Here is a 24,153-nt window from a genome sequence, read left to right as displayed (position 1 = left end):
CATACGGTAGACGTGCTGGATCGATCAGTCAATAACTCGGGGGAACCGGGTCTTCGCAGGGCCGCGGACGCGGAAGCGCACCGCCCCCGGAGAGACGGTGCGCTTCTGCGACGGATCAGACCGCGACGAGCCAGGTGAGCTGCGAGTGCGGCTCGACGATCAGCGGGCCGAGCTCCCTGTTGAACTCGGCTCCGTAGTCGGCCGAGATGTGCGCCTGGAAGGCGTCCTCGTCGCGGTAGACCTCGTAGACGAAGAACCGGGCCGGATCGTCCTCTCGCCGGTAGGGCGTGAACTCGACATTGCCCGGCTCCCGGCGGACCAGGACGGCGAGGTCGGCGATCATGCCGGCGACCGTCTCCTCGTGACCGGGCTTCGCGGTGAACTCGGCGTAGAGGATGCGGGCGCTCATGCCGTCGCCGCCCCGGTCATGATCGCGACCGCGTCGGTCATCGAGTGCGACTGCGGGGTGATCGTCGCGGCCTTCTTGCCGAGGCGCTGGATGTGGATCCGGTCGGCCACGTCGAACACGTGCGGCATGTTGTGGCTGATCAGGATGACCGGGATGCCGCGGTCGCGCAGATTGCGCACGAGCTGCAGCACCTGGTTCGACTCGCGGACTCCGAGGGCGGCGGTCGGCTCGTCGAGGACGACGACCTTCGAGCCGAACGCGGCGGCGCGGGCGACGGCCACGGCCTGGCGCTGTCCTCCGGAGAGGTTCTCGACCGGGACCGTGACGTCCTGGAGGGTCGAGATGCCCAGCTCGGTCAGCTCGGCGCGCGCCTCCTTGCGCATGCCGGCGGTGTCGAGCATCCGGAAGACGGAGCCGAGGATCCCCTTCTTGCGCTTCTCGCGGCCGAGGTAGAGGTTCGAGGCGACGTCGAGCGCCGGGGAGACGGCGAGGTTCTGGTAGACCGTCTCGATGCCGGCGCCGCGGGCGTCCTGCGGGCGCTTGAACGAGACGGGACGGCCGTCGAGGAGGATCTCCCCCTCGTCGGGGATCTCGGCGCCGGTGAGGCACTTGATCAGCGTCGACTTCCCGGCGCCGTTGTCGCCGATGATGGCGAGGACCTCGCCGGGGTAGAGCTCGAGGCTCACGCCGTCGAGCCCGACCACGCGGCCGAAGGTCTTGACGAGGCGCTTGGCCTGCAGGACGGGGGTGCGGGCGGCGGCGGGAGCGGTGCCCGCGGCATCGATGAGGGTCACTTGCGAACCTTCCGGATCCACTGGTCGACCGAGACGGCGACGATGATGAGGACGCCGACAGCGAGCGTCTGGTAGAGGACGTCGAGCCCGGCGAGCGAGAGCCCGTTGCGGAAGACGCCGACGATGAGGGCGCCGAGGAGCGTGCCCCAGACCGTGCCGCGCCCGCCGAAGAGGCTGGTGCCGCCGATGACGACCGCGGTGATGGAGTCGAGGTTGAGGTCGGCTCCGGCGTTCGGGCTCGCCGCGTTGGTGCGGCCGATCTGGATCCAGGCGCCGATGGCGAGGATCGCGCCGGCGGCGAGGTAGACGCTCATCAGGACGCGGTTCACGCTGATGCCGGCCAGGCGGGCGGCCTCCTTGTCGTCGCCCACCGCGTAGACGTGGCGGCCCCAGGCGGTCTTGCCGAGGATGAACGCGATCACGATGTAGACGAGGAGCATCAGCAGGACGCCGTAGCTGATGCGGACGCCGAGGATGTCGAAGGTGCCGCCGGTGGAGGGCAGCAGGGCCGGCATGTCGGTGCCGCGGACCGTCGATCCGCTCGAGTAGAGGAGCGTCAGCGCGACGAAGATGTTGAGCGTGCCGAGCGTGACGATGAACGGGGGGAGCCGGAGCTTCGTCACGAGCAGGCCGTTGAAGGCGCCCGCTGCGAGGCCGACGACCAGGCCCAGGAGCAGGGCGACGACCGCCGGGAGGCCGTTCTCGGTCGCGGTCTGCGCGATGACCATCGAGGTGAGGACCATGACCGCGCCGACCGAGAGGTCGATGCCGGCGGTGAGGATGATCAGCGTCTGCGCGACGGCGAGGGTGCCGACCACCGCGACCTGCTGCGTGATGAGCGAGAGGTTCGACGGGTCGAGGAAGCGGTCGTTCAGGAGCCCGAAGACGATGACGGCCAGGACGAGGACGACCGCCGGGCTGACGGCCGGATAGCGGTGCAGGACTCCGCGGACGCGGTCCAGCGGCGTGCGGCGGTCGAGGAACTCGCTCGCGAGGTCGAGTGCGGAGGTCGGCGGATTCGGGTCGGTGGTCTTCTGAGCCACGATGGCCTTTCTGGAGTCGCTGGGAGCGGGAGGAGGAGGGCGGGGCGCCGGAGCGCCCCGCCCGCGGTGGGCTACTCGCCCCAGCAGATCCCGGCGGCGTCGTCGGAGGTGATGCTGTCGAGGCCGTCGACGGGGGTGTCGGTCACCAGCTGCGAGCCGGTGTCGAAGAAGTCGAGGCCCTCGCTGGTGCTGGGCTTGGTGCCGTCCTCGGCGAGCTGGGCGATCGCCTCGACGCCGAGCTGGGCCATCTTCACCGGGTACTGCTGCGCGGTGGCGCCGATGAGACCCTCCTTGACGTTCTTCACGCCGGCGCAGCCGCCGTCGATCGAGACGAGCAGGACGTCCTTCTCCTTGCCCGCGGCCTGGAGGGCCTGGTAGGCGCCGTAGGCGGCGGGCTCGTTGATCGTGTAGACGACGTTCACGTCGGGGTTCTTGGAGAGGAGCGTCTCCATGGCGGTGCGGCCGCCGTCCTCGGCGCCCTGGGTGGCCTCGTTGCCGACGATCTCGTAGTCGCCGCCGCTGTAGCTGCCGGTCTTCGCCTCGTCGCCGTTGGTCTGGTCGTCGGCGACGTCGATCCCCATGCCGGTGAGGAAGCCCTGGTCGCGGTTGTAGTCGACCGAGACGACCTTGTCGTCGAAGAGGTCGAGCATCGCGATGGTCGCCTTCTTCCCGTCGAGCTGCGCGGCGGTCCACTCGCCGATGGCCTCGCCGGCCGTGAAGTTGTCGGTGGCGAAGGTGATGTCGACGGCGTCGGCGGGGTCGGGCGCCGTGTCGAGGGCGATGACGAAGAGACCGGCGTCGCGCGCCTTCTGGATGGCGTCGACGACGGAGGGGCCGTTCGGGGTGATCAGGATGCCCTTGTCGCCCTTCGAGATCGCGTTCTCGATGGCCTGGATCTGGGTGTCCTCGTCGCCGTCCTCCTTGCCCGCGGCGAGCGTGAGGTTCACGCCGGCGGAGGTGGCCGCCTCCTTGGCGCCGTCCTCCATCGCGACGAAGAAGGGGTTCGTCGTCGTCTTGACGATGAGGGTGACGCCGACGCCGTCTCCGCTGCCGGCGGTGGAGCCGGCGTCGGACGAGCCGGGGCCGGAGCTGGAGCAGGCGGTCATGCCCAGGGCCGCGAGGATCGCGACGGAGCCGAGGCCGATGTACCGGGTGAGGCGAGGGGAACGGTTCGTCATTGAAAGTCCTGTTCATAAGGCGGGAGCAGCCTCCCGACAACGATGTCAGAGGTAGGTCTATCGGTTCGGTGACGCTAAGGTCAAGCGATCCTCCAGAAAGCGAGACCCGACCGTGACATCGTTGTCAGATCGAAGCGGCGCCGGTGCAGGCCGCCGTCCGACCATGAAGCACGTCGCCGCTCTGGCCGGAGTGGGCATCAAGACGGTCTCCCGGGTCATCAACGGCGAGCCGAACGTGTCGGCCGCCACGATCGAGCGGGTGCAGGCCGCCGCCTCGCAGCTGCAGTACCAGCCGGATCTGCACGCCGGGAACCTCCGCCGCTCCAACGGGCGCACCAACACGCTCGGACTGCTGGTGGGCAGCGTGGCGAACCCCTTCTCGGGTGCTCTCCACCGTGCCGTCGAGGACCTCGCGAACGAGCGCGGGGTCGCGGTCTTCGCTTCGAGCCTCGACGACGACCCGGCACGTGAGCGCTCCTCGGTGAACGCCTTCGTCTCGCGGCGCGTCGACGGGCTCATCCTGACCACGGTCGCGCCCAGCCAGGCCTACCTGGGCGTCGAGGTCGACCGCGGCACGCCTGCGGTGTTCGTCGACCGCGTCCCCTCGGGGATCACGGCGGACGCGGTGATCACCGACAACGCCGCCGGCATCGCCCGCGCAGTGGGGCACCTCGCCTCCTTCGGGCATCGCCGCATCGCGTTCCTGGGCGATCGGCCCGAGATCTTCACCGCGCAGGAGCGGGAGCGCGGCTTCCTCGAGGAGATGAGCCGGCTCGGCCTGCCGGTGCCGCCCGCGTACGTGCGCCACGGCGCCCACGACGAGCACGCGGCGGAGGAGATGGCGACCGCTCTGCTCGACCTCGAGGTGCCGCCGACCGCGATCGTCGGCGGGCAGAACCTGATCACGATCGGCGTGCTGGCCGCGCTCCGCCGTCGTGGCGCGCACGGAAGAGTCGCCCTGATCGGCTTCGACGACATCCCCCTGGCGGAGCTCCTCGAGCCCGCCGTCTCGGTGATAGCGCAGAACCCCGCGGTCATCGGACGGACGGCCGCCGAGCGGGTGTTCCTCCGCCTCGACGGCGAGGACGAGCCGGCGCAGACGTTCGTGATCCCCACCGAGCTGATCGCCCGCGGCTCCGGCGAGGTGCCCTGCCCCGACTGAGACTCGGTGGGACGGGATCTGATCTTTCTCGCAGACCGCTCTTGAATTGTCCGGAGGACAGTCCGTAGATTGCCCAGCAATTGACAACGTTGTCACTCGTGACACGCGCAACGAAGGGCGTTCTTCCGTGCTTTCTCCTCATCGCTCGCTCCCGCGGCGCAGCGGCCTGGTGGCCGTCGCCGCCGCGCTCTGCCTCGTCGGCGGCGGGCTCTTCGTCCCCGCTGTCTCCGCCGCTCCGCTCGACGCGGCAGCGGAGACCTACCGTCCGGCGATCCACTACTCGCCGACGAAGAACTGGATGAACGACCCGAACGGGCTCGTGTACTACGAGGGGGTCTACCACCTCTACTACCAGTACAACCCGCAGGGGACGCGCTGGGGGAACATGAGCTGGGGCCACGCCACCAGCACCGACCTCACGCACTGGACCGAGCAGCCGCTCGCGATCCCGGGCGATGCGGAGTCGGACATCTTCTCCGGCTCGATCGTCGTGGACAAGGACAACACCTCCGGATTCGGCACCGCCGAGAACCCGCCCCTGGTGGCGATGTACACGGCCGCGTACAAGACGGGGGAGCAGGCGCAGGCGCTCGCGTACAGCACCGACGCCGGGCAGACGTGGACGAAGTACGAGGGCAACCCGGTCATCGACCGTGACCAGAACGACTTCCGCGACCCGCACGTGTTCTGGTACGACGGCGGCACTCCGGAATCCTCCTACTGGGTGGTCGTCACCGTGGAGGCCGACGACCACAAGGTCCTCCTCCACAAGTCGACGGACCTGCGGAACTGGACCGAGCTCAGCGAGTTCGGCCCGGCCAACGCGACCGGAGGCGTCTGGGAGTGCCCGGACCTGTTCCCGCTGGCGGTCGACGGCGACCCGTCGAACATCAAGTGGGTCATGGTCGTCAACCTCAACCCGGGGGCGGTGGGCGGCGGCTCCGGCGGCCAGTACTTCGTCGGCGACTTCGACGGCACCACCTTCACCTCCGAGTCGACCGTCGGCTCCGACACCCTCCCCGAGGGCACGACCCTCGCCGGGTTCGACGACGGGACGTACAACGGCTGGACCGTGGACAACGAGCCCGGCAACGGGAAGAACGGGCCCTTCGGCTCCGCCCCCGCCACCGGTCCGATCGACGGCCAGCAGACCGTCACCGGCTTCTCGGGGACGGGACTGATCAACGGCTTCAACGACGGCGACTGGCCGGTCGGCTCGATGGAGTCGCCCGACTTCACCGTGGACCAGGACCACCTGAACTTCCTCGCGGGCGGCGGCAACCACCCGCACGTCGACGGCACGCAGCTCGCCAACGACCCGCCCGCCGGGAGCGAGCTGCTCTTCGAGGGCTTCGAGTTCCCGGACCAGCAGGGCCTCGCGGACAACGGCTGGACCGTGACCGGCGACCTCGCCGGCGGCACCAACCCCTCGACCAGCGGCGGCGAGTTCTTCCTCGGCCAGAAGCGGATCAACACCTTCGACGGCGGACCGAAGGGCGACGACAACCTCGGCACCCTGACCTCGCCGGAGTTCACGATCGACAAGAGCCACCTGAGCATGCTCGTCGGCGGAGGCTTCCGCCCCGAGGGTGACGCCCAGACCCTCGAGGTGCAGCTCGTCGTCGACGGCGAGGTCGTGCAGACCACCGCCGGCACGAACGACGGCGCCCTGAACTGGAAGAGCTGGGACGTCTCGGCCTACCAGGGGAAGGCGGCGCGGATCGTCGTCGTGGACGACGCGACCGGCGGCTGGGGTCACCTGACGGTCGACCACATCGTGCTCGCCGACACCCCGGCGCAGGTCCGCTCCAACGAGACGAGCGTGAACCTCGTCGTCGACGGGGAGATCGTCCGCACCGCGACCGGCAGCGACAGCGAGACGCTGGACTGGAAGAGCTGGGACGTCGCGGACCTCGCCGGCCGCACGGCGCACCTGCAGGTCGTCGACAACAACCGCGCCGGCTGGGGCCACATCCTCGCCGACCAGTTCATGCTGTCCGACGAGCCCGCGCAGAGCCGCCTCGTCGACTACGACTGGCTCGACTGGGGCCGCGACTACTACGCAGGGGTCACCTTCGACAACGCGCCCGACGACAAGCGGATCATGATCGCGTGGATGAACAACTGGCAGTACGGCGAGGCCATCCCGACCGGGACCTGGCGGGGAGCGATGGCCCTCCCGCGCGAGCTCTCCCTCGAGACCGTCGACGGCGCCCCGAAGCTCGTGCAGAAGGTCGTCGATCAGACCGCGGCTCTCGAGCGCGGCGACGAGGCGTTCACGCTGGGCGCCACGGACATCGCCGACGGTGAGACCGCACTCCCGGCCGCCGCCGAGGGCAGCGTCTACAAGCTCGACGCCGTCTTCAGCGCCGGGGACGCGGACTCCTTCGGCCTCTCGGTCCGCAACTCCGCTGACGGCTCCCAGCGCACGCCGATCACCTACGACGTCGCGTCCGGTCAGCTGAGCGTCGACCGCACCCGCTCGGGCGATGTCGGCTTCGACGCCGACTTCCCGTCGGTCGAGACCGCCCCGGTGGCGCTCGACGACGGTGAGCTGCACCTCGAGCTCTACGTCGATCACGCCTCCGTCGAGACGTTCGCGCAGGGCGGCCGCGCGACGATCACCGACCAGGTCTTCCCCGACCCGAGCAGCACGGGAGTCTCGCTCCTCTCCTCCGGAGGGACGGCGCGCCTCGAGAGCCTGACGGTCACACCGCTCACTCCGTCGATGTTCACCGATCCGGCGGCGGTCGCCTCGCTGACCCCCGCGGGCGCGGCGCAGACCGTCGAGACCGGAGCGGCGATCACCGGCCTCGGAGTCACCGCAGCGAACGCGGCCGGCGAGCCGGTGGCGGGCGCGGACGTCGCGTACACGATCGAGGGTCCGGCCCGCTTCGCCGACGGAGGCACGACCGCCGCCGCGACGACCGGCGCCGACGGCTCCGCTCCGCTCCCCGCCGCCACGGCGGGCCCCGGCACGGGTGCCGTCTCGATCACCGCGGTCTCGGGAGGCGTCAGTCGGCTCCTCCCCGCCGTCACCGTGGTCGCCCCGGCGACCCGGGTCGACGTCGACGTGACGATCACCGGCGTGAAGCGCGGCGGCTCGGTCGTGCTGACCGCCACCGCGACGAACGAGGGGAGCACGCCGGTCCGTCTCAGCATCCCGACGGCCTTCGGTGAGCTGAAGGTCGCCTCGCTGGCGGCGGGCCGCACGAAGACCGTCTCGGTCGACACGCACCTCTCCCGGGTGCCGTCGGGCTCGTTCCGCGTGACGGCGACCGCACCGGACGGGACCCGGGAGACCTTCCGGGTGGCGTACCGCGGCACCGGCAAGTAGCGGCGACGAGCGGCGAGGAGAGGGGCGGAGGCTCGGGGCTGGACCCCGGGCCGCCGCCCCTCTCCTGCGCCCGCTGCCGGATCGCGCGTCCGACGAACGCGTCCGGCACCACGCCCGGTCTCCCGCCGCGAGGGAGGGCATCGATGCGTCACGAACGGTCCTCACGCGCGCCCGGAAGCGACCGTTCGTGACGCATCGATCGCGGACCGCGGACCGTGCGCGGGGAACGCCGCACGGAGAGAGGCCGTCAGGCGAGCGGCTCGCGGTCGCGGGTCAGCGGGGCCGCCCGCAGCGCCCGCATGTAGATCCCGTACCGCCGCAGCTGGCCGGCCGCCGCCGCCGCGCGTTCGGGGCGCAGGCCGGACAGCCGGTACACCAGCATCCGCGACGCCATCCCCGCGAGCACGACCCCCCGCCAGACCTGCTGCTGCAGGTCCGAGCGCGCCATCCGCCAGCCGTAGAGGTCGAAGAGGTTGACGATCCAGGCGGTGCCGACGCGGCCGTCGACGTCGCTCGAGGAGCCGCCCATCGCGTGCAGGGCGTGCAGGCGCGGATCCAGGACCACGCGCAGGCCCTCGGCGCGCAGGCGGAGGCAGATCTCGACGTCCTCGGCGTACATGAACCAGCGGTCGGTGAGTCCGCCGACGCGGTCCCAGACGGCCAGCGGGATCATCAGGCAGCCGCCGCTCACCCAGTCGACGTCGCGCGGGCGGCCGTGCAGGTCGGCGGCGAACAGGTAGTGGCCCTCGAAGGAGGGGAAGCGCCGGCCGAGGCGCGAGAGGCCGGTCTGGTGCAGGAGCATCCGGCGGACCGTGGGGGCGTGGCCGGCGGCGACGATCACGACGTCCTCGCCCTCGTTCTCGAGGAGGGGGGAGACGGCGCCGATCGTCGGATCGCTGTCGAGGAGTGACGCGAGCGAGCCGACGACCTCCGCCGAGATCTGCGCGTCCGGGTTCAGCAGCAGCAGGTGCCGGCCGGTGGCGTGGGCGGCGCCGAGGTTGACGGCCCGCGAGAATCCGGCGTTCTCGGTGTTCTCGACGACATGGACGTCCGGGTACTCGGCGCGCAGCACGGCGACCGTCTCGTCGCGCGAGAGGTTGTCGACCACCAGGATCTCGACGCTCTCGTCGCGGCCGGCGAGCGCGTCGAGGCAGGAGCGGATGACGCCGATGCTGTTGTAGGTGACGATCACGATCGACACGGACGGCCCGCTCACGGCAGCACCGCCACCATCGCGGCGCGCAGCCGGGCGACCACGGCGTCCCAGCTGTAGTACTCGAGCACCGGAGCCGGATCGAGCGGCTCCGGCGGGTCGGCGACGAGCTCGCGGATCGACGCCGCGATCGCCGGCACGTCGCGCGGATCGACCAGGCGGGCGTGCTCGCCGAGGATCTCGCGGAACACGGGGATGTCGCTGGCGAGGATCGGCGTGCGGCAGGCCAGGGCCTCGAGGGTCGGCAGGCCGAAGCCCTCGTCGAGGGTGAGGAAGAGGAACAGTGCGGCGTTCTCGTAGAGCCAGCGCAGCTCCTCGGTCTCGATCCGCCCGAGCAGGCGCACCGAGCCGTCGTCGAGTGCGGCGCGCACGGCCGGAGGGAACTCGGTGCGGACGCCCGAGGCCTCGCCGACGACGAGGAGCGGGAAGGAGGGGGAGAGCACTCCCGAGGCGAGAGCGGCCTCGATCGTGGTCGCGAGGTTCTTGCGCGCGTTGAGGCGGCCGACGGCGAGGAGGAAGCCGTCGAGGTCGTCGACGCCGGCGGGCGCCACGGGCTCCGCGGCGGCGAACGCCCGGTTGAGGCCGAGGCCGACGGGCACCGCGCTCGTCGCGGCGGACGTGCGGACGATGCGGCGCGACTCCGCGACGCTGCTCGCGATCACCACGTCGGCGCGGCGGACGCTGAGCGGCATGAGCGAGAAGTAGGCGCGCTCCCTCCGCGTGAACCACTCCGGATTCGTGAGGAAGAGGAAGTCCTGGATGAACACCGCGGACCGCCCCAGAAGGGGGGTGAAGTTGTGCGCCAGTGTGATGTCCGGACGCAGTCGGAGAGAGAGCAGAGAGAGTTCGATAACGGCGCTGATCCCCTGCGGCCGGAGTCTTGTCGGCACTACTCGGGCGATTCCCGCTAACTCCCGTCTCGCCGTCTCCACCCCCGTCAGGGGGGCAGCAATGACAAGGGAATCCTCAGGAAAGAGTCGCGCCCAGGAGAAGGTGATCTCTCGCATGACCTCACGGTTGGAGATCGGGCCGCGAATCCACCAATTACCATCGAGCAGGACCCGTAGGGATCCTCGGTGCGAACCTGTGCCGGGCATTCGACCCCTGTCTGGGAATGGGTTCTCATGGATGTCCCGACTGTAGCGAACGGACTCCTGCACCGGACGCCCACGAGTACCGGCCCGAGGGTCGCCGCACCGAGGAGAGGGCCCCATGAGAGCTCGACGCCGCACTGCACTCGTCCGCTGGGCCGTCGCCGCGCTGGGGGCGGTCGTGGTGCTCAACGCGGTCGTCGTCGCCCAGACGCAGGTGGGCTCGGACGCGACCGCCGACTTCCTGAGCTCGGTCACGGCGCTGACCAACATCCTCTCGGTGATCGCCTTCGCGATCGCGGGCCGGAGCGCCTGGCGATCCGCGCGATCCGGGGGCAGGAGGAGTGCTGCGGCGCACGGGGAGTCGCGGGCCGTCACCGCGATGCGCACACTCAACACCGCCACGCTGCTGAGCATGTCGGGCCTGTTCCTGGTGATCTACGGGCCCGCCGTGCTCGGCGACCCGGCTCAGCTGAACCCGAGCACGGTGGTCCTGCACGTGCTCGTGCCGGCGCTCGCGCTGGTCGAGCTGCTCGCCGTCCCGGGCGCCCGCCCGGTCGACCTCCGGCTGGTCTGGGCGGTGATGGTGTTCCCCGTCCTGTGGTTCGCCTACACCTTCGTCAGGGGCGCTCTCACGTCGCGCTACGTGTACGAGTTCCTCGACCCGGAGCTCTCGGGCGGGGAGCGGATCATCGTCGGGATGACCGTCCTGATCCTCTCGATCTTCTTCCTGATGGGTGTCGCGATCCTGTCCCTCCAGCGGTGGCGAACGGCGGTCCGTTCGCCGCTAGTATGAGCGCGAATACCCGCCTTCGGGGGTGCGAGTAGGCCGTCGAATGAATGCTGTGCACCGTCGCATACGCCTGGTATTGCGACAGCAGATTTCGTCCGGCGATCGCCTGTGACGAGGCGACGCACAACAAAGGGAGAACCGGGACATGGGCAGGTCGGTCGCCATTATCGGCACGCGGGGCTATCCCAGTTACTACGGGGGATTCGAGACAGCCGTCCGACGTCTCGCGCCATACCTGGCGGAGCAGGGATGGGAGGTCACGGTCTACGGAAGGCCGGGCACCACGGCCCTGCAGGACCCGGACCGCGACGAGCGGGTGATCACCCGGCAGACGCGGGGAGTCGAGAGCAAGTCGCTCAGCACCCTCTCCTACGGGCTCACGGCCGCTCTCGACGCGGCGAAGCGCAAGCCCGACGTCGCCCTGGTGCTCAACTGCGCCAACGGCTTCTGGCTGCCGATCCTCAAGCAGCGCGGCATCCCCACCGTCGTCAACGTCGACGGCATCGAGTGGGACCGCGCCAAGTGGGGCCGCTTCGCGAAGTTCGTCTTCCACCAGGGCGCGGTCTGGACCGCCCGCCACGGCGACCGCATGGTCTACGACGCCGCGGCGATCGAGACGCGCTGGAAGCGGGAGTTCGGCCGCGACGGCGACGTCATCCCCTACGGCGGCGACGTCCCCCCGGAGCACCCGGTCGAGCCGGGGCTCACCCACCGCGGCTACGCGCTGATCGTGGCGCGCTTCGTCCCCGAGAACACGGTGCCCGAATTCATCGAGGCGGCCGAGCGGATCGCGCGGACCCACGACGTGGTCGTCGTCGGCTCCTCCGGCTACGGCGGGCCGATCGACCAGGCGGTCAGCGCCCTCGCGCAGCAGAACGCGCGGGTGCACTGGTTCGGGCACGTCAGCGACGACACCCGGCTCCACTCCCTCTGGCAGCACGCCGGGGCCTACTTCCACGGGCACAGCGTCGGCGGCACCAACCCGGCTCTCGTGCAGGCGATGGCCTGCGGGGCTCCGGTCGTCGCCCGCGACACCGTCTTCAACCGCGAGGTGCTCCAGGAGGCGGGGCGCTTCGTCGCTCCGACCCCGGACGCGATCGCCGAGGGCGTGCTCGCCGTGCTGAACGACCCGATCGAGCAGGAGCGGCTCTCGTACCGCGGGCACCTGCGGGCCGTGCACTCCTACTCCTGGGCCGAGGTGAACGCCGGCTACGAGCGCTCGCTGCTCAGCGTCATCGCCGAGCGGGCCTCCGCGGGAGCGAGCAGGAGCCGGGCGTGAGGGCCCCGCGCGACCTCGGCTACGACGACCTCCTCATCAGCTACCACGTCGGCCCGCTGACGGGCGTGACCGCGGAGCGTGTGCGCACCGCGCTGCGCGACCTCCTCCTCTCGCCCCGCGGCGCCGTGCTCCTGCGGCGCCGCACCCGCCTCCGCGGGTGGCGCCGGATCGACGTGGCCGCCGCCCTCGACGCGGCCGAGCGCGCCGTGCGGGTCGTCGACGGCCCGCTCGAGCGCGAGGACCTGGCGCACCGACTGCTGGCGCCGCAGTTCGCGCCGGGCGAGCTGCCGGTCCGGATCCTGTTCGACGGCGCGACGGTCGGCTTCACCCTCCCGCACAGCCTCTTCGACGGCACCGGAGCGACCGCGGTCGTCGCGCTCGTGATCGAGAAGCTGGGCGCCCCGGGGGCCGACGGCACCGCTCCGAAGCCGCTCGCCGCCGCTCCGCTGCGCGAGATCGTGGAGCGCTTCGAGCTCACCGGTCTCGCCGGCGCCAGGAGGGCCCGCGACACCTTCCGCACTCTGACCGCCGCGACCGGCACCGGCTACCAGCTCGACGCGACCCTCTCGAAGGAGGAGTCGGACCGCCGCGCGCGCCTGGTGACCGCGGTGCTCGGCCCCGAGACTCTGCGGGCGATCGCCGCGACCCCGGAGCAGGCGCGCGAGGGCCGGCGCCCCGCCCGCCCGCCGGTGTCGCTCAAGACCGCGAGCCTCGTGCTCCGCTCCCTGCAGGAGTGCGCCGCCGACGGCCTGGACTTCCGCGTCGTCGTCCCGGTCGACGCGCGCCGCTGGGTCGCGAAGGGCACGGAGGTCGGCGGCAACCTCTCGCCCTCCCTCCCGCTCGGCCGCCTCCGCGCCGACGACTGGTCCGCGACCTCGCTCCTCGAGCGGCTGTCCGCGGCCACCAGGTCCGGCCTCCCCGCGACCTGGCTGCTCGCGAGCGCGCTGCTGAGCATCAAGACCCTCGTGCGGCACCCGCTGGCACCCCTGCGCACGCCGCGCGAAACGCCCCGCGTGCCGTGGGAGATCCACGTCTCCCTCCCCTCCACCGAGGTGCCCGTCCCGGAGGGGCTGCTGCCGCGGATCGAGCCGGACACCATGGTCGCCGGGATGCCCGCCCACCTGCGCTTCCCGCTCGGCGTCTGGGTCGAGATCGCGCCGCTGCGCGACAGCATGCACCTGACCGTCCACGACGAGACCGGCACCTTCGCTCTCGACGGCTTCGAGGAGCGGCTGCTCGCCGCCGTCGGCGCCCGGGCCGCGGAGGCCTCGTGAGCGGGCTGCTGCGCCTCCTGAACTCCCCGATCACCATGCTCGCGAGCCGCCTCTCGGTGGCGGCGCTCGGGCTGGTCAGCGCCCCGCTGATCGCGCAGGCCCTCGGCCCGAGCGGACGCGGCGAGACGGCCGCGGCCCTCGCCTCGATGTACCTGATCCCGATCGTCCTCGCGCTCGGCATGCCCCTCGAGATCCGCCGGCGCGTTCTCGCCGCGGCGGGCGACCTGGGCGCGGTGCGCACGGCCAGGCGGCTCGCGCTGCTGACCGCGATCCCGGCGGCGCTGATCGCCTGGCTGCTCACCTCCACTCTCCTCTCGGCGCTCGACGAGGCGGCCACGATCGCGGTGTTCGTCGCGATCACCGGGACCCCGCTCATGGTCTGCTGGATGATCGACATCGGCGTCGTCGGGGCGCAGCGCCGCTTCGGAGCGGTCGCGCTGCTTCAGGCCACCCAGCCGCTGGTCTACGTCGGCGGGATCGTGGTGCTGTTCCTCCTCGACTCGATCACCGTCTCGGGCGTGATCTGGTCGAACTTCGCCGGCTCCGTGATGACCGCGCTGATCGGCTCGCTGCTCGACCGCCCCCGCGGAGCCGCTCCGGCGCCCTGGCGGCCGCTCGTCCGCGGCTCCGTCACCTTCTACGGCGCGCAGGCCTCGGACGCCGCGTACCAGCGCCTCGACCAGGTCATCATGCTGCCGCTGATCGGCTCGCACCAGGCCGGCCTCTACTCGGTCGCCGTGACGATCGGCACGCTGCCCGTGTTCCTCGCGCACGCGGTCGCCGCTCCGGTCTTCTCGGACATCAGCCGGACGGAGGGCGGCGCCCGCGTCACCGCGACCGGCGACGCGCTGCGCTCGGCCTTCGCGGTCGGCCTGGCCTCGGCCGTGTTCCTCGCCGTCGTCACCCCCTGGGGCGTGCCGTTCCTGTTCGGCGACGAGTTCGCGGAGGCGATGCCCGCGGTCTTCTTCGCGATCCTCGGCTCCGTCTTCGTGGTCGTCACCGTCAGCGCGGGCGAGGTGCTCTCGGCGCGCAACCGAGGCATCAGCCTCACCGTCGCGCAGGGCGCCGGGCTGATCACCTGCCTCGTGCTCCTGTTCGCGTTCGGCCCGGCGAACGGCGCGATCGCCGCCGCCATCGCCAACGCGAGCGGGATCCTGATGGCGCTGGTGGTGATGGTGCTCGCGATCCGGCCCCCGGCGCGGACCATCGTCCCGCGGCCCTCCGACGTCCCGCTGGTCGTCCGGCGCCTCACGATGCGGGGCGGCGCGGCATGACCCGCACCGCGGCGCCGCTGCCCCGGGCCGGCTCCCGCACGGCTGCCCGCGGACCGGTGCGCACCCGCCGCACGCTCCGCGCCCTCCTCGGCCGCGACGGGCTCGGCCTGCCGTGGCTGGGCGTCCTGCTGCTGGTCTTCGCCCTCCCCGCGAACGGAGTCGCCTCCGCGTTCCTGCCGGGCGCCTCGGCGACCGCGTTCGGCGCGATCAAGGACGCCACGATCCTCGGACTCTTCCTGCTCGTGCTGGTCAGCGGGCGGATCAGGCGGGTGCCGGTGCCGATCGTCGTGCTGGTGCTGATGATCGTCGGCCTCGGCGCCGTCTCGGCCGTGTGGACCGAGAACCCGATCCAGGCCGCGTACGGCTGGCGCAACGACTTCCTGCCGTTCCTCGCGCTCATCGTGGTGCCCGCGGTGCTCGAGAAGCGCCACCTCGGAATCCTCGCGACCGCGTTCGTCGTCGCGCTGCAGCTCTCGTCGATCACGACGATCCTCACCTGGAACCAGGGGCTCGACTGGCTGTTCACCCTCGGGGTGTTCCCGCTGGCTCCCGGGACGCCGTTCCCCTCCTCCCTCTTCGTCGCCGGCAGCATCGTGCCCCGCGGCTTCAGCCCCTACAGCGCCCCGAACGAGAGCGCCGTCGCCGTCACGATCGCGCTCGCCGTGCTGTGGACCCGCCCCCGATGGCCGCTGTGGCTGAAGGGCGCTCTGACGCTCCTGCCGCTGGTGGCCGTCTACCTGACGCAGTCCCGGAGCGGCTACATCGGCCTGGCGATGCTCGCGGTGACCCTGGTGGCCTGGGCGCTGTTCCGCGCGAAGCCGATGCTGGTGTGGGCGATGCTCACCGTGACCACGGCCGCGGCCATCGGCGGAGTCACGCTCTACCTCTACATCGACAAGGTGATCTCGCACGTCGCCGACCCGTCGCTGATCGGCCACAGCGACAGCCTGCTCGAGAACATCCCGCTGCTCGTCGCGCACCCGTTCGGCTTCGGCCTCGGCAAGGTCGGCCCGCGCGCGCAGCTGTACTCGACCGACAGCGTCCTCGTCGAGAGCTTCTTCCTCGTGCTCGCGATCGAGTCGGGGATCATCGTGATGCTGCTGTTCGCGGCGCTGCTGGTGTACCTGTTCCTCCGCGGGCTGCGCGCGCCGACCCTCGACGGCTTCCTGCCCACGGCCGTGGTCGCGGGCACGCTGGTCAGCTACACGGTGCTGCCGACGCTCCAGGAGGGTCCGGTGGCGTACACGCTCTGGATCGTCTGCGGCATGGGCGTCGTGGCGGGACGGGCCGAGCAGGCGGTGCGCGCGGGCACCGCCCGGGTCCGCGAGCCCTCACCCTCGCGCAACGCCGCCCACCTCGACGGGCCGCGCGCCGGCACCGGGGCCCACGTCGTCACTCCCCGCGGGGAGGGGCGCCGGCACCGGCTGCAGCGCTCCCGGGTCTCAGGCGGACGCCGTCGCCGCGGCGGTGACGACCGTGCTGCGGGGAGCCTGCGCGACCACGGTCCCGAGGACGTCGCCCCCGACGTCCCGTAGCCGGTCGGCCGCGGCGACGAGGTCGGCCGAGGACGAGACCCCGGCGCCCGCGACGAGGACGGTCGTGGCGACCATCTTGCCCAGCAGCACCGCGTCGGTGGCCGAGAGGATCGCGGGGGAGTCGACGATCACGTGGTCGTAGCGGCGCGAGAGGTGCGCGATCACGCGCTCCATCGCGGGGGTGCCGATCAGGTCGCTCGGGTTCGCCTGGCTGCCGCCGGCCGTGAGCACCGTGACGCCCTGCGCGCTGACGGGCAGTGACCCGTCGGCGGGCAGGGTGCCGGTGCGGAGCAGATCGGCGAGGGTCGGTCCGCCCGTGGGGACGCGGAAGACCGTCGACTGCGCCGGGTCGCGCAGGTCGGCGTCGATCAGCACCACAGTGCGGCCGATCTGGGCGATCGAGACGGCGAGGTTCGCGGCCACCGTGCTCTTGCCGTCGCCCTCGCGGGCGGAGGTGACGAGCAGGGTGCGCTCGTGGGTGCCGGAGCCGAAGAGGAGCGTCGTGCGCAGCATCCGGAACGACTCGGCGACGGCGCTGCGGCCGTCCACGACGAGGGGGGAGCGGCGGACGGCCGTGTCGAAGGGGATCGACTCGAGCACCGGCAGGGTGGTGCCGGCGGCGACGTCCTTGGCCGAGCGGATGCGGGAGTCGCCGAGCGAGCGCAGCACGACGACGCCGACGCCGAGGATGAGGCCGGTCGCTCCGCCGAGCACCAGGTAGACGAGCAGGTCGGGGCTGAGCGGCGAGCCCGGCACGGAGGCGGCCTCGAGCACCTTCACGTCGACCCGGCTCGCGCCGCCCGTGACGGGGCGCTCGATCTGCGCGACGTAGCTGCGCAGGCTCTCGGCGACCGCGTCGGCGATCCGCGCGGCCTGCTGGGCGTCGGCGTCGACCACGTCGATGCTCATGATGACCGTGCCGGGGAGCGCGGCCGGAGTGACCTCGCCCGCCAGGTCGCCGACGGTCATGTCGAGTCCGAGGTCGTCGATGACGGGCTGCAGCACCGAGCTCGAGTCGACCAGCGCGACGTAGGAGGCCACCCGGGCCTCGGCGCTGGTGAAGGACGCGCCGACCTCGGCGCTGGACTGGTTGTCGGCGGTCGCGACGGAGACGAACACGGTCGTCTGCGCCCGGTACTCCGACTCCGACGCCATGGTCGCCACGGAGGCGGCCGCGAGGCCGAGGGCGACGAAGATCGAGATGACGAGCCAGCCCCGGCGGAGAAGACGTCCGTACTCGCGAATTCCCACAGTGCCGTCCTTGTCGAGGAGGGATCCGGCGGACCGGATCGAGACGATGAGCGTGCTGGTGTCGATCCTGGCAGAACCGCGCCGCGTGTCACCGGCGCCGGGCCGAGCCGGCACCCCCGGACAGGCGCGGGAGAGGGCCTGCGGCGGGATCGGGGGGTCAGGGCTGTCGGATCCCGCCCTGTCGACGTCGCGAGACGACGGACGGCGGCTCGTCCGGAACGCCTCCGCTCCCGTCGAGGGGCCGCCCCCCGGCCGCTCCTACTTCTTGTAGCTCCTGGTGACGGTGTTGTTCGCGGGGGTGGGGTCGCCGATCGCGGTGGAGCCCTTGGCGGTGATCGTCGACGTGCCCGTCCGGGGGTTGAGGACGACGGTCCGGGTGGTGCTCTGCCCGGCTCCGAGAGTGGGGATCTTCCAGGTGAGGACGGTCGTCCCGGCGATCCTGCCGGGGGTGCGGGTGGCGCCTCCGGTGTCGGTCACGCTGGTGGGGACGATCATCTGGATGACGGTGGATCCGGTGTCGCGGGTGCCGACGTTGGTGACGGTGGTGGTGGCGGTGAGGGTCCTCCCGGTGATCCTCGTGGTGGTGGGGGTGAGGGCGACCTTGAGGTCGGCGCGGCTGCCCGGGACGACCTTGACGATGCGGGTGGCGGTCGCGGCGGCCCAGGTGCCGTCACCGGCCTGAGCGGCGGTGACGGTGCAGGCGCTGGTCCCGGTGAGGGTGACGGTGCCCGCCGAGGTGACGGTGCACGGGCCGGTGGCGGTGTAGGTCACCGCGAGCCCGGAGGAGGCCCGCGCGGCGAGGGAGTAGGCGACTCCGGTGGCGGGGGTCGCCGAGGTGTTCGCGGTGAACGCGACGGTCTGCGGCTTCTTCTCGACCGACGCGGCGGTCACCGCGAGGGTGCGGGTCGCCTGCGGGGAGGCGTCGCGGTCGGCGTCGCCGGCCTGGTCGAGGGTCAGCACGCAGTCGCCCGGAGCGGTGAAGGTCACGGTGCCGCCCGCGACGGTGCAGGCCGCGGAGGCGGTCCCGAGGACGATCGGGGCGCTCGACCCGCCGCCGGCGACGGTCGGCGTCCACGCTCCTCCGACGACCGCCGCGGGAGCGGTGGAGGTGAAGGCGACGGTCTGCGCAGCCCTGCCGATCGTGAAGGCGCGGTCGGCGCGAGCAGCGGCGTGCGCAGCGTCGCCGGCCTGCTCGAGGGTCAGGGTGCAGGTGCCGGCGTGGTCGTAGGAGACCGAGCCCCCGGAGACCGAGCAGGCTCCCGAGGCGGCGAGCAGCGGATCGGCGGAGGACGGGCCCCGGACGATCACCGGCGTGGACGATCCGCCGACGACCGCGTCGACCGGAGCGTCGCCGCCGAACGAGACGGACCCGGCGGCCAGGCCCACTGCGATGGTCTGCGAGACCTGCGCAGCGGCGAGATGACCGGAGTCCCCGGCCTGATCGGCGGTGACGGTGCAGGTGCCGGTTCCCGCGAAGGCGACGACGCCCTCCGTCAGGGTGCAGGCGCCCGACGCGGCGAGCACGACCGGCTGCCCGGAGGCGCCGCCCGTCGCCGCGGGCGTGTAGGTGCCGCCCGCGAGCGCAGGGGACGGCGGGATGGAGGTGAAGGCGATCGTCTGGGCGGGAAGGGTCACGGCGACCGTGCGCTCGACCGTCGGAGCGGCCGCCCAGCCGCTGTCGCCGGGCTGCGCCGCGGAGATGAGGCAGGTCCCGGCGGTGGTGAAGGCGATCTCGGCGGTCCCCCTGCTCTGCGGGCTCGTCGAGCAGGCGCCCGAGGCGGACAGCGAGACGGGCAGGCCCGAGCTGCTGGACGCGGTCACGGTGGCCGACGCGCCGACCGCCGCGGTCGCCGGCGGCGTGCTCATCGTGACGGTCTGGCTCCGGCTGCTCACGAGGAACGTCTGCGAGCGCTGCAGGGCGGGCTGGAAGTCCGCGTCACCGGGCTGGTCGACGGTCACGACGCAGGGCGCGCCGGTCTCGGTGAAGGTGACGACGCCGTCGGCGACCGTGCAGGCTCCGGTCGCTCCGATGGTCAGCGGCAGGCCGGAGGTGGTGCTCGCGGCGGGGAGGTAGGTGGACAGGCGTCCGGTGTCGACGCCGCTCGGGTAGTCGTGGGTGATGGTCTGGTACTGCCGGTCGACGGTGTAGGACCCCGAGCGCCGGGGCGCGGCGGAGTACTCGGCGGACCCCGCCTGGTCGAAGAACAGGGTGCAGGTCCCCGGCGCGAGGTTCCGCACGGCGGTGCCGCCGATGATCGAGCAGACCTCGGGCGTCGCGCTCGTGACCGTGACCGGGAGCCCGCTCGTCGCCGTGGCGCGCACGTCGTAGTCGCGATCGGTCACCAGGCCGATCGAGGGGATCCGGAAGCCGACGGTCTGGGGCTTGACCATGACGGGGATCGGGGGCCGGACCTGCACGGCGAACGTCAGGTCGACGGGCTCGGCCGCGGCGTACTCGTCGTTCCCCGCCTGCTCGGCGCGGACGGTGCAGGTGCCGACGGCTGTCCCCTCGATGAAGCCGCGGGTCAGGCGTCCGTTCTGCCCGGGGGTGCCGTCGACCCTGCAGACATCAGGAGTGAGGCTCGCGAAGGAGACCGGGAGGCCCGTCGAGGCGGTCGCGAAGACGGCGTAGAGGCCCGTGGACACTTCGGCGCCGTCGTAGGTCTCGTCGATGCCGATCGACTGGGGAGCCTTCGGCGACTGCGCTGTGCGCACGACGTCGGGGGCCGCCCTCCATCCCGTCGCCCCCGCCTGGGAGGCGGTGATCGAGCACAGGCCGCCGACACGGGCGTGGACGCGGCCGTCGGCGACGGTGCAGACGCCGGGGGTCGTGCTGGCGTAGGTCACGGGCAGCCCGGAGGAGGCCGTCGCCTGCAGGGTCGTGCCCTCACCGCCGATGTCGAGGCCGGTCAGCTCCGGGAAGGAGATGGTCTGGGGGCTCGCGGACGCCAGCGTGAAGGTGCTGCGCGCGATCGGGGTGCGCAGGGAGTAGGAGAACGTGACGCCCGTGTACCCCGTGTAGAGCACGCGGATCTCGTGGTCCCCCCGGCTGAATCCTCCGGGCACCTCGATGCTCACGGTCTCGGTCGTCTCGAGGCCGGTCAGAGCGGCCGTTCCGAGCAGGCGCTGCGTCTGGCCGCTGAACTCGGTGAAGGAGATCTGCCCGCCGCCGATGGGGCGCGCCTTGTGGACGAAGGTATCCCCCACCTCCCGGTAGGAGTTCGTCGAGAGCGTGGCGGAGAGCGTCGTGGGGACGTCGACCTCGGTCGTCGAGGCGGTCGCCGTCAGCGTCGCGTCGGGGAGCCAGGTGACCCACGCGGCACCGACCTTGTAGGGGCTCAGGTCCGGGTCCGCGATCGGCCAGCTGCCGCCGCCTCCGCCGCCGCCCCCGGCCGCTCCGAGGTTCGTGATCAGGAAGTCGCCGCCTCCGGCGCCGCCGCCTCCGCCGCCCGCCGATCCGGCGCCGCCCCTCGCGCCGCTGGCATAGACGTAGTTCGCGGATCGTCCGCCCTCGCCGCCGAAACCGGGGGCGGGCCGGTCGGTGCCCAGGCCGTCCCAGAACATCCGCCCGTTCCCTCCGGGGGTCTCGGAGCCGAAGGTCGGGACGGCGCCGAGGAATCCGCCCAGGTAGGCCGTGTCGCCGCCGGCGCCCCCGGTGCCGGGAGTGTCGATCGTGGCGCCGCCACCGGCTCCTCCCGGGAAGTCGCCGCTGCCGTGGCCGGGCTCGCCCGGCTGCCCGGCGTCGCCGCCGTCGGAGCCGTCGTACAGCTCCGTGGCGTGCGATCCGCTTCCGCCGCCCGCGGCGACGATGATCATGTCCGCTCCGACCGGATCGCAGTTCTCGTCGAGGGGGCTGAAGGACACCCAGGTCGCGTCGCCTCCGCCGTCACTGCTGCCGATGCTGCCGCTGGCGCTCGAGATCGTGCCCGAGTAGATCTTCTGCCCGGGAGTCACCTTCACGTTCTCCAGCCCCAGGAAGGCGCCGTCGCCGCCTTCACCGCCCTGGTTGTCCGGGCCGATCTCGTTGAGGTAGTCGCCTCCGTCGCTTCCGCGGCTGCCCGCTGCGGCCACATCGGCGACGCGGACGTTCGACGGCACGGTGAACGTCGTCTTCGTCGGGCACGCGTTGGAGAAGGGCTCGGCCGACGCCGGGGGCGCGCCGACCAGTGTGAGGGCCGCGGCCGCGAGGGCGGCGGCCAGGCCGCCGGCGAGGGGGCGCCGGAAGCGGGACCTGGTCGATCGGGATGTGGTCGATCGGGATGTGGTCGAGCGGGATGTGGTCGAGCGGGACGGGTTCGAGCGCATGGCGGGCCTTCCGGAGGCCCGACCGGCTCGGGGGATCCGATTCTCAGGCGATCCGCAGATTACTGGTGGGGCGGCGGCGTCGGTAGGGGAGCCGGGGAGACCGGCTTAACGGGGGGTGACGCATCGGCGGGCTATGCCGGGAGGCCGTCCGGTGGCGGTCCGCGGGTCGGCACGGGTCGCGCGCACTCGGGGCGCTCGGTGCTCCTCCACAGGACGCGATCGGCGCGGGCATCCCCCGTTGAGCGATCGTCATGATCCGGTGTCGGTGGTCCCTGGTTCGAGACCGCCGGAACCGTACGGGACGGAGCGATACGTGCCGAAGCTCTGCAAGCCGAAGCCCCGCAGGCCGAAGCCCTGCGAGCCGGCGCGCCGGGAGCCCGCACCCTACGAGTCGGCGCCCCGCCGCACGCGCAGCCGCGTCTCCTCGAGGTCGAGCAGCGACTGGGCGTCGCGGAGGATGCGCTGCGGGTAGGCGCGGCGCGAGCGCGCGTCCAGCAGCGCCTCCCGCTCGGCCGCGACCACGGCGAGGCGCAGCGCCCGGTAGAGGCGGTGCGGAGTGTCCGCGACCGACCGCTCCGTGCCGCGCGAGCGCTCCCAGGCGGCCTCGGAGCGGAGGAACGACGTCTGGCGCACCCGCTCCAGGACGTCCGGAGCGACGCCGTCGGCGCCCTCGACGGCGTCGCCCGGGCGCTCCAGCACCGAGAGGCCCTTCTCGGTGATCTCGTCGAGCAGACCCGCGAGCGCGCGCTGGTCCTCGGGCACGTCGATCCCGCGGATGCCCAGCGCCCGGATCAGCAGCGGCAGCGTGCTGCCCTGGATCAGCAGGGTCGCGACGGCCACGGTGAAGGCGATCAGCACGAGCTGCGGGCGGTAGGGGATGTCCTCGGGCAGCGACTGCGCGGCCGCGAGGGTCACCACTCCACGCATCCCGGACCAGCCGAGCACCAGACCGCCGCGCCAGCCGATGCCGTTGCGGCTGAAGTGCCGGTAGTCGCTGCGCCGCAGCAGGTAGCGCCGCTTCGCCCGGCCGCGCTCCTCCTTCGGCAGCTCCTGCGCCTCGGGCGACTCGAGCAGCTCCTTCTGCTCGCGGGCCCGGCGCTCGGCCCGGCGGGTCTGCCAGCGCTCGCCGAGGAGGACCGGGCCGACCCAGAGGAAGCGCACGACGATCAGCCCGACCACCGCGATCAGGCCGATCCCGACCGCTCCGGGCACCGAGAGGCGCGCGCTGTCGGCGTCGTGGATCAGCGAGCGGATCTCGAGACCGATCAGCAGGAACACGCCGTTCTCGAGCAGGAACTGCACGGTCCGCCAGTTGATCCGGTCGTTCACCCGCGACTGGGCGGTGAAGGCGCGGGAGGAGGCGTGCCCGGTGTGCAGGCCGGCGACGACCACGGCGAGCACGCCCGAGGCGCCCAGGCCCTCGGCGGGGATGAACGCGACGAAGGGGACGATGAAGGAGAGGACGGTGTTGAGCACCGGGTCCTCGAGCCGCGAGCGGACGAAGACGGTGACGACGCTGGCCACGAACCCGACCACGACGGCCACGACGACCGCGTAGAGGAAGTCGCCGATCGCGGCCCACGGCGTCGCGAGCGTCCCCGCGGCGGCGGCGAGGGCCGAGCGGAGGAGCACCAGCGCGGTCGCGTCGTTGATCAGCCCCTCGCCCTCGAGCAGGGTGAGCAGCCGCGGCGGGAGGCCGAGGCGCCGGCCGACCGAGGTCGCGGCGACCGCATCGGGCGGGCTGATGATCGCGCCCACGGCGATCGCCAGGCCCAGCCCGAGCTCGGGGAGGAGGAGGAAGAGGAGCGCGCCGACGCCGGCCGCCGAGATCAGCACCAGCACGACCGACAGGCCGGTGATGGTGGTCAGATTCCGGCGGAAGTCGATGAACGGGACGCTGAGCGCCGCCGCGTACAGCAGCGGCGGCAGCACGCCGTCGAGCACCCACTCGTGCGGGACGACCACCTCCGGCACCCCGGGGATGTACGAGAGGCCGACGCCGGCGAGCACGAGGACGATCGGGGCGGCGACGCCGAGGCGCCGCGAGAAGACGGCGACCGCGACGAGGACCGAGACGCCGACGATCGCGGCGATGCCCAGCTCCATCAGCGGAGGCTCTCGAGGGCGCAGAAGGGCATGGTCTCGTCTCCAGGGGGTGGCGGGCGATCGCCCGCCACCCCCTGGAGACGAGACCATGCCCTTCTGCGCCCTCGAG

16 protein-coding genes are annotated in these 24,153 nt (G+C 72.3%); 7 read left to right on the top strand and 9 right to left on the bottom strand.

From position 1 onward, the window contains the following. Positions 1–115 precede the first annotated feature (115 nt). From C5D50_RS03680 to C5D50_RS03665, 4 genes are all read right to left on the bottom strand, one after another. Positions 116–409: a putative quinol monooxygenase gene (locus C5D50_RS03680; protein WP_104250283.1), complete on the bottom strand. Its 294-nt coding sequence runs from the start codon at positions 407–409 to the stop codon at positions 116–118. Continuing rightward, complete coding sequence (locus C5D50_RS03675; protein ID WP_104250284.1) at positions 406–1,203, bottom strand: ATP-binding cassette domain-containing protein; 798 nt, start codon at positions 1,201–1,203, stop codon at positions 406–408. Before C5D50_RS03675 ends, C5D50_RS03680 begins: the two co-directional genes overlap by 4 nt. Continuing rightward, positions 1,200–2,246 (bottom strand): ABC transporter permease, encoded by a 1,047-nt coding sequence (locus C5D50_RS03670; RefSeq protein WP_104238958.1) that lies wholly within the window; start codon positions 2,244–2,246, stop codon positions 1,200–1,202. Before C5D50_RS03670 ends, C5D50_RS03675 begins: the two co-directional genes overlap by 4 nt. Positions 2,247–2,317: 71 nt before the next feature. Then, the gene (locus tag C5D50_RS03665; protein WP_104282776.1) at positions 2,318–3,424 is read right to left on the bottom strand and encodes a substrate-binding domain-containing protein; all 1,107 of its coding nucleotides are present in this window, start codon (positions 3,422–3,424) and stop codon (positions 2,318–2,320) included. Between the two features lie 163 nt (positions 3,425–3,587). On the opposite strand from C5D50_RS03665, the gene C5D50_RS03660 reads away from it, so the two are divergent. Then, complete coding sequence (locus C5D50_RS03660) at positions 3,588–4,586, top strand: LacI family DNA-binding transcriptional regulator (RefSeq protein ID WP_104256432.1); 999 nt, start codon at positions 3,588–3,590, stop codon at positions 4,584–4,586. Between the two features lie 127 nt (positions 4,587–4,713). Further along, positions 4,714–7,923 (top strand): GH32 C-terminal domain-containing protein, encoded by a 3,210-nt coding sequence (locus C5D50_RS03655; protein ID WP_258069548.1) that lies wholly within the window; start codon positions 4,714–4,716, stop codon positions 7,921–7,923. A gap of 247 nt (positions 7,924–8,170) precedes the next feature. Here C5D50_RS03655 and C5D50_RS03650 read toward each other — a convergent pair whose 3' ends face one another. Then, positions 8,171–9,124, bottom strand: coding sequence for a glycosyltransferase family 2 protein (locus tag C5D50_RS03650; protein ID WP_181137282.1), 954 nt, complete (start codon positions 9,122–9,124; stop codon positions 8,171–8,173). An 11-nt stretch (positions 9,125–9,135) separates the two neighbouring features. Further along, entirely contained in the window at positions 9,136–9,903 is a 768-nt protein-coding gene (locus tag C5D50_RS16490) for a glycosyltransferase family 1 protein (protein WP_181137281.1), read from the bottom strand. A 445-nt stretch (positions 9,904–10,348) separates the two neighbouring features. Here C5D50_RS16490 and C5D50_RS16485 point away from each other — a divergent pair, with 445 nt between their 5' ends. The 5 genes from C5D50_RS16485 (at position 10,349) to C5D50_RS03620 (ending at position 16,382) form a co-directional block, all read left to right on the top strand. Then, complete coding sequence (locus C5D50_RS16485) at positions 10,349–11,023, top strand: Pr6Pr family membrane protein (protein WP_159940262.1); 675 nt, start codon at positions 10,349–10,351, stop codon at positions 11,021–11,023. A gap of 142 nt (positions 11,024–11,165) precedes the next feature. Then, on the top strand, positions 11,166–12,299 hold the full coding sequence (locus C5D50_RS03635; RefSeq protein WP_104282774.1) for a glycosyltransferase: 1,134 nt from the start codon (positions 11,166–11,168) through the stop codon (positions 12,297–12,299). Next, a complete protein-coding gene (locus C5D50_RS03630; protein ID WP_104282773.1) occupies positions 12,296–13,573 on the top strand; it encodes a hypothetical protein in 1,278 nt (425 codons plus the stop codon). The genes C5D50_RS03635 and C5D50_RS03630 overlap by 4 nt, the downstream gene beginning before the upstream one ends. Next, complete coding sequence (locus C5D50_RS03625; RefSeq protein WP_104256436.1) at positions 13,570–14,847, top strand: lipopolysaccharide biosynthesis protein; 1,278 nt, start codon at positions 13,570–13,572, stop codon at positions 14,845–14,847. The genes C5D50_RS03630 and C5D50_RS03625 overlap by 4 nt, the downstream gene beginning before the upstream one ends. Beyond that, on the top strand, positions 14,844–16,382 hold the full coding sequence (locus C5D50_RS03620; RefSeq protein ID WP_104282772.1) for an O-antigen ligase: 1,539 nt from the start codon (positions 14,844–14,846) through the stop codon (positions 16,380–16,382). The genes C5D50_RS03625 and C5D50_RS03620 overlap by 4 nt, the downstream gene beginning before the upstream one ends. Here C5D50_RS03620 and C5D50_RS03615 read toward each other — a convergent pair. From C5D50_RS03615 to C5D50_RS03600, 3 genes are all read right to left on the bottom strand, one after another. Further along, on the bottom strand, positions 16,290–17,633 hold the full coding sequence (locus C5D50_RS03615; RefSeq protein ID WP_146082086.1) for a polysaccharide biosynthesis tyrosine autokinase: 1,344 nt from the start codon (positions 17,631–17,633) through the stop codon (positions 16,290–16,292). The genes C5D50_RS03620 and C5D50_RS03615 overlap by 93 nt on opposite strands. A 258-nt stretch (positions 17,634–17,891) precedes the next feature. Next, positions 17,892–21,938 (bottom strand): DUF11 domain-containing protein, encoded by a 4,047-nt coding sequence (locus tag C5D50_RS16480; protein ID WP_181137280.1) that lies wholly within the window; start codon positions 21,936–21,938, stop codon positions 17,892–17,894. 384 nt (positions 21,939–22,322) lie between these two features. Beyond that, on the bottom strand, positions 22,323–24,044 hold the full coding sequence (locus C5D50_RS03600; protein WP_104282769.1) for a sodium:proton antiporter: 1,722 nt from the start codon (positions 24,042–24,044) through the stop codon (positions 22,323–22,325). Between the last annotated feature and the right edge of the window lie 109 nt (positions 24,045–24,153).

The sequence above is a fragment of the Rathayibacter sp. RFBD1 genome (assembly GCF_002932915.1).
GTDB lineage: Bacteria > Actinomycetota > Actinomycetes > Actinomycetales > Microbacteriaceae > Rathayibacter.
The sequence above is the reverse complement of the archived record's forward strand: the minus strand, read 5'-3'. Positions and strand labels throughout refer to the sequence as shown.

What these genes read in the sequence shown, in the direction of transcription:
- C5D50_RS03665 (WP_104282776.1), bottom strand. Translation starts at nt 3,424, where the DNA reads ATGACGAACCGTTCCCCTCGCCTCACCCGGTACATCGGCCTCGGCTCC.
- C5D50_RS16480 (WP_181137280.1), bottom strand. Translation starts at nt 21,938, where the DNA reads ATGCGCTCGAACCCGTCCCGCTCGACCACATCCCGCTCGACCACATCC.
- C5D50_RS03600 (WP_104282769.1), bottom strand. Translation starts at nt 24,044, where the DNA reads ATGGAGCTGGGCATCGCCGCGATCGTCGGCGTCTCGGTCCTCGTCGCG.
- C5D50_RS03660 (WP_104256432.1), top strand. Translation starts at nt 3,588, where the DNA reads ATGAAGCACGTCGCCGCTCTGGCCGGAGTGGGCATCAAGACGGTCTCC.
- C5D50_RS03620 (WP_104282772.1), top strand. Translation starts at nt 14,844, where the DNA reads ATGACCCGCACCGCGGCGCCGCTGCCCCGGGCCGGCTCCCGCACGGCT.
- C5D50_RS03680 (WP_104250283.1), bottom strand. Translation starts at nt 409, where the DNA reads ATGAGCGCCCGCATCCTCTACGCCGAGTTCACCGCGAAGCCCGGTCAC.
- C5D50_RS16485 (WP_159940262.1), top strand. Translation starts at nt 10,349, where the DNA reads ATGAGAGCTCGACGCCGCACTGCACTCGTCCGCTGGGCCGTCGCCGCG.
- C5D50_RS03635 (WP_104282774.1), top strand. Translation starts at nt 11,166, where the DNA reads ATGGGCAGGTCGGTCGCCATTATCGGCACGCGGGGCTATCCCAGTTAC.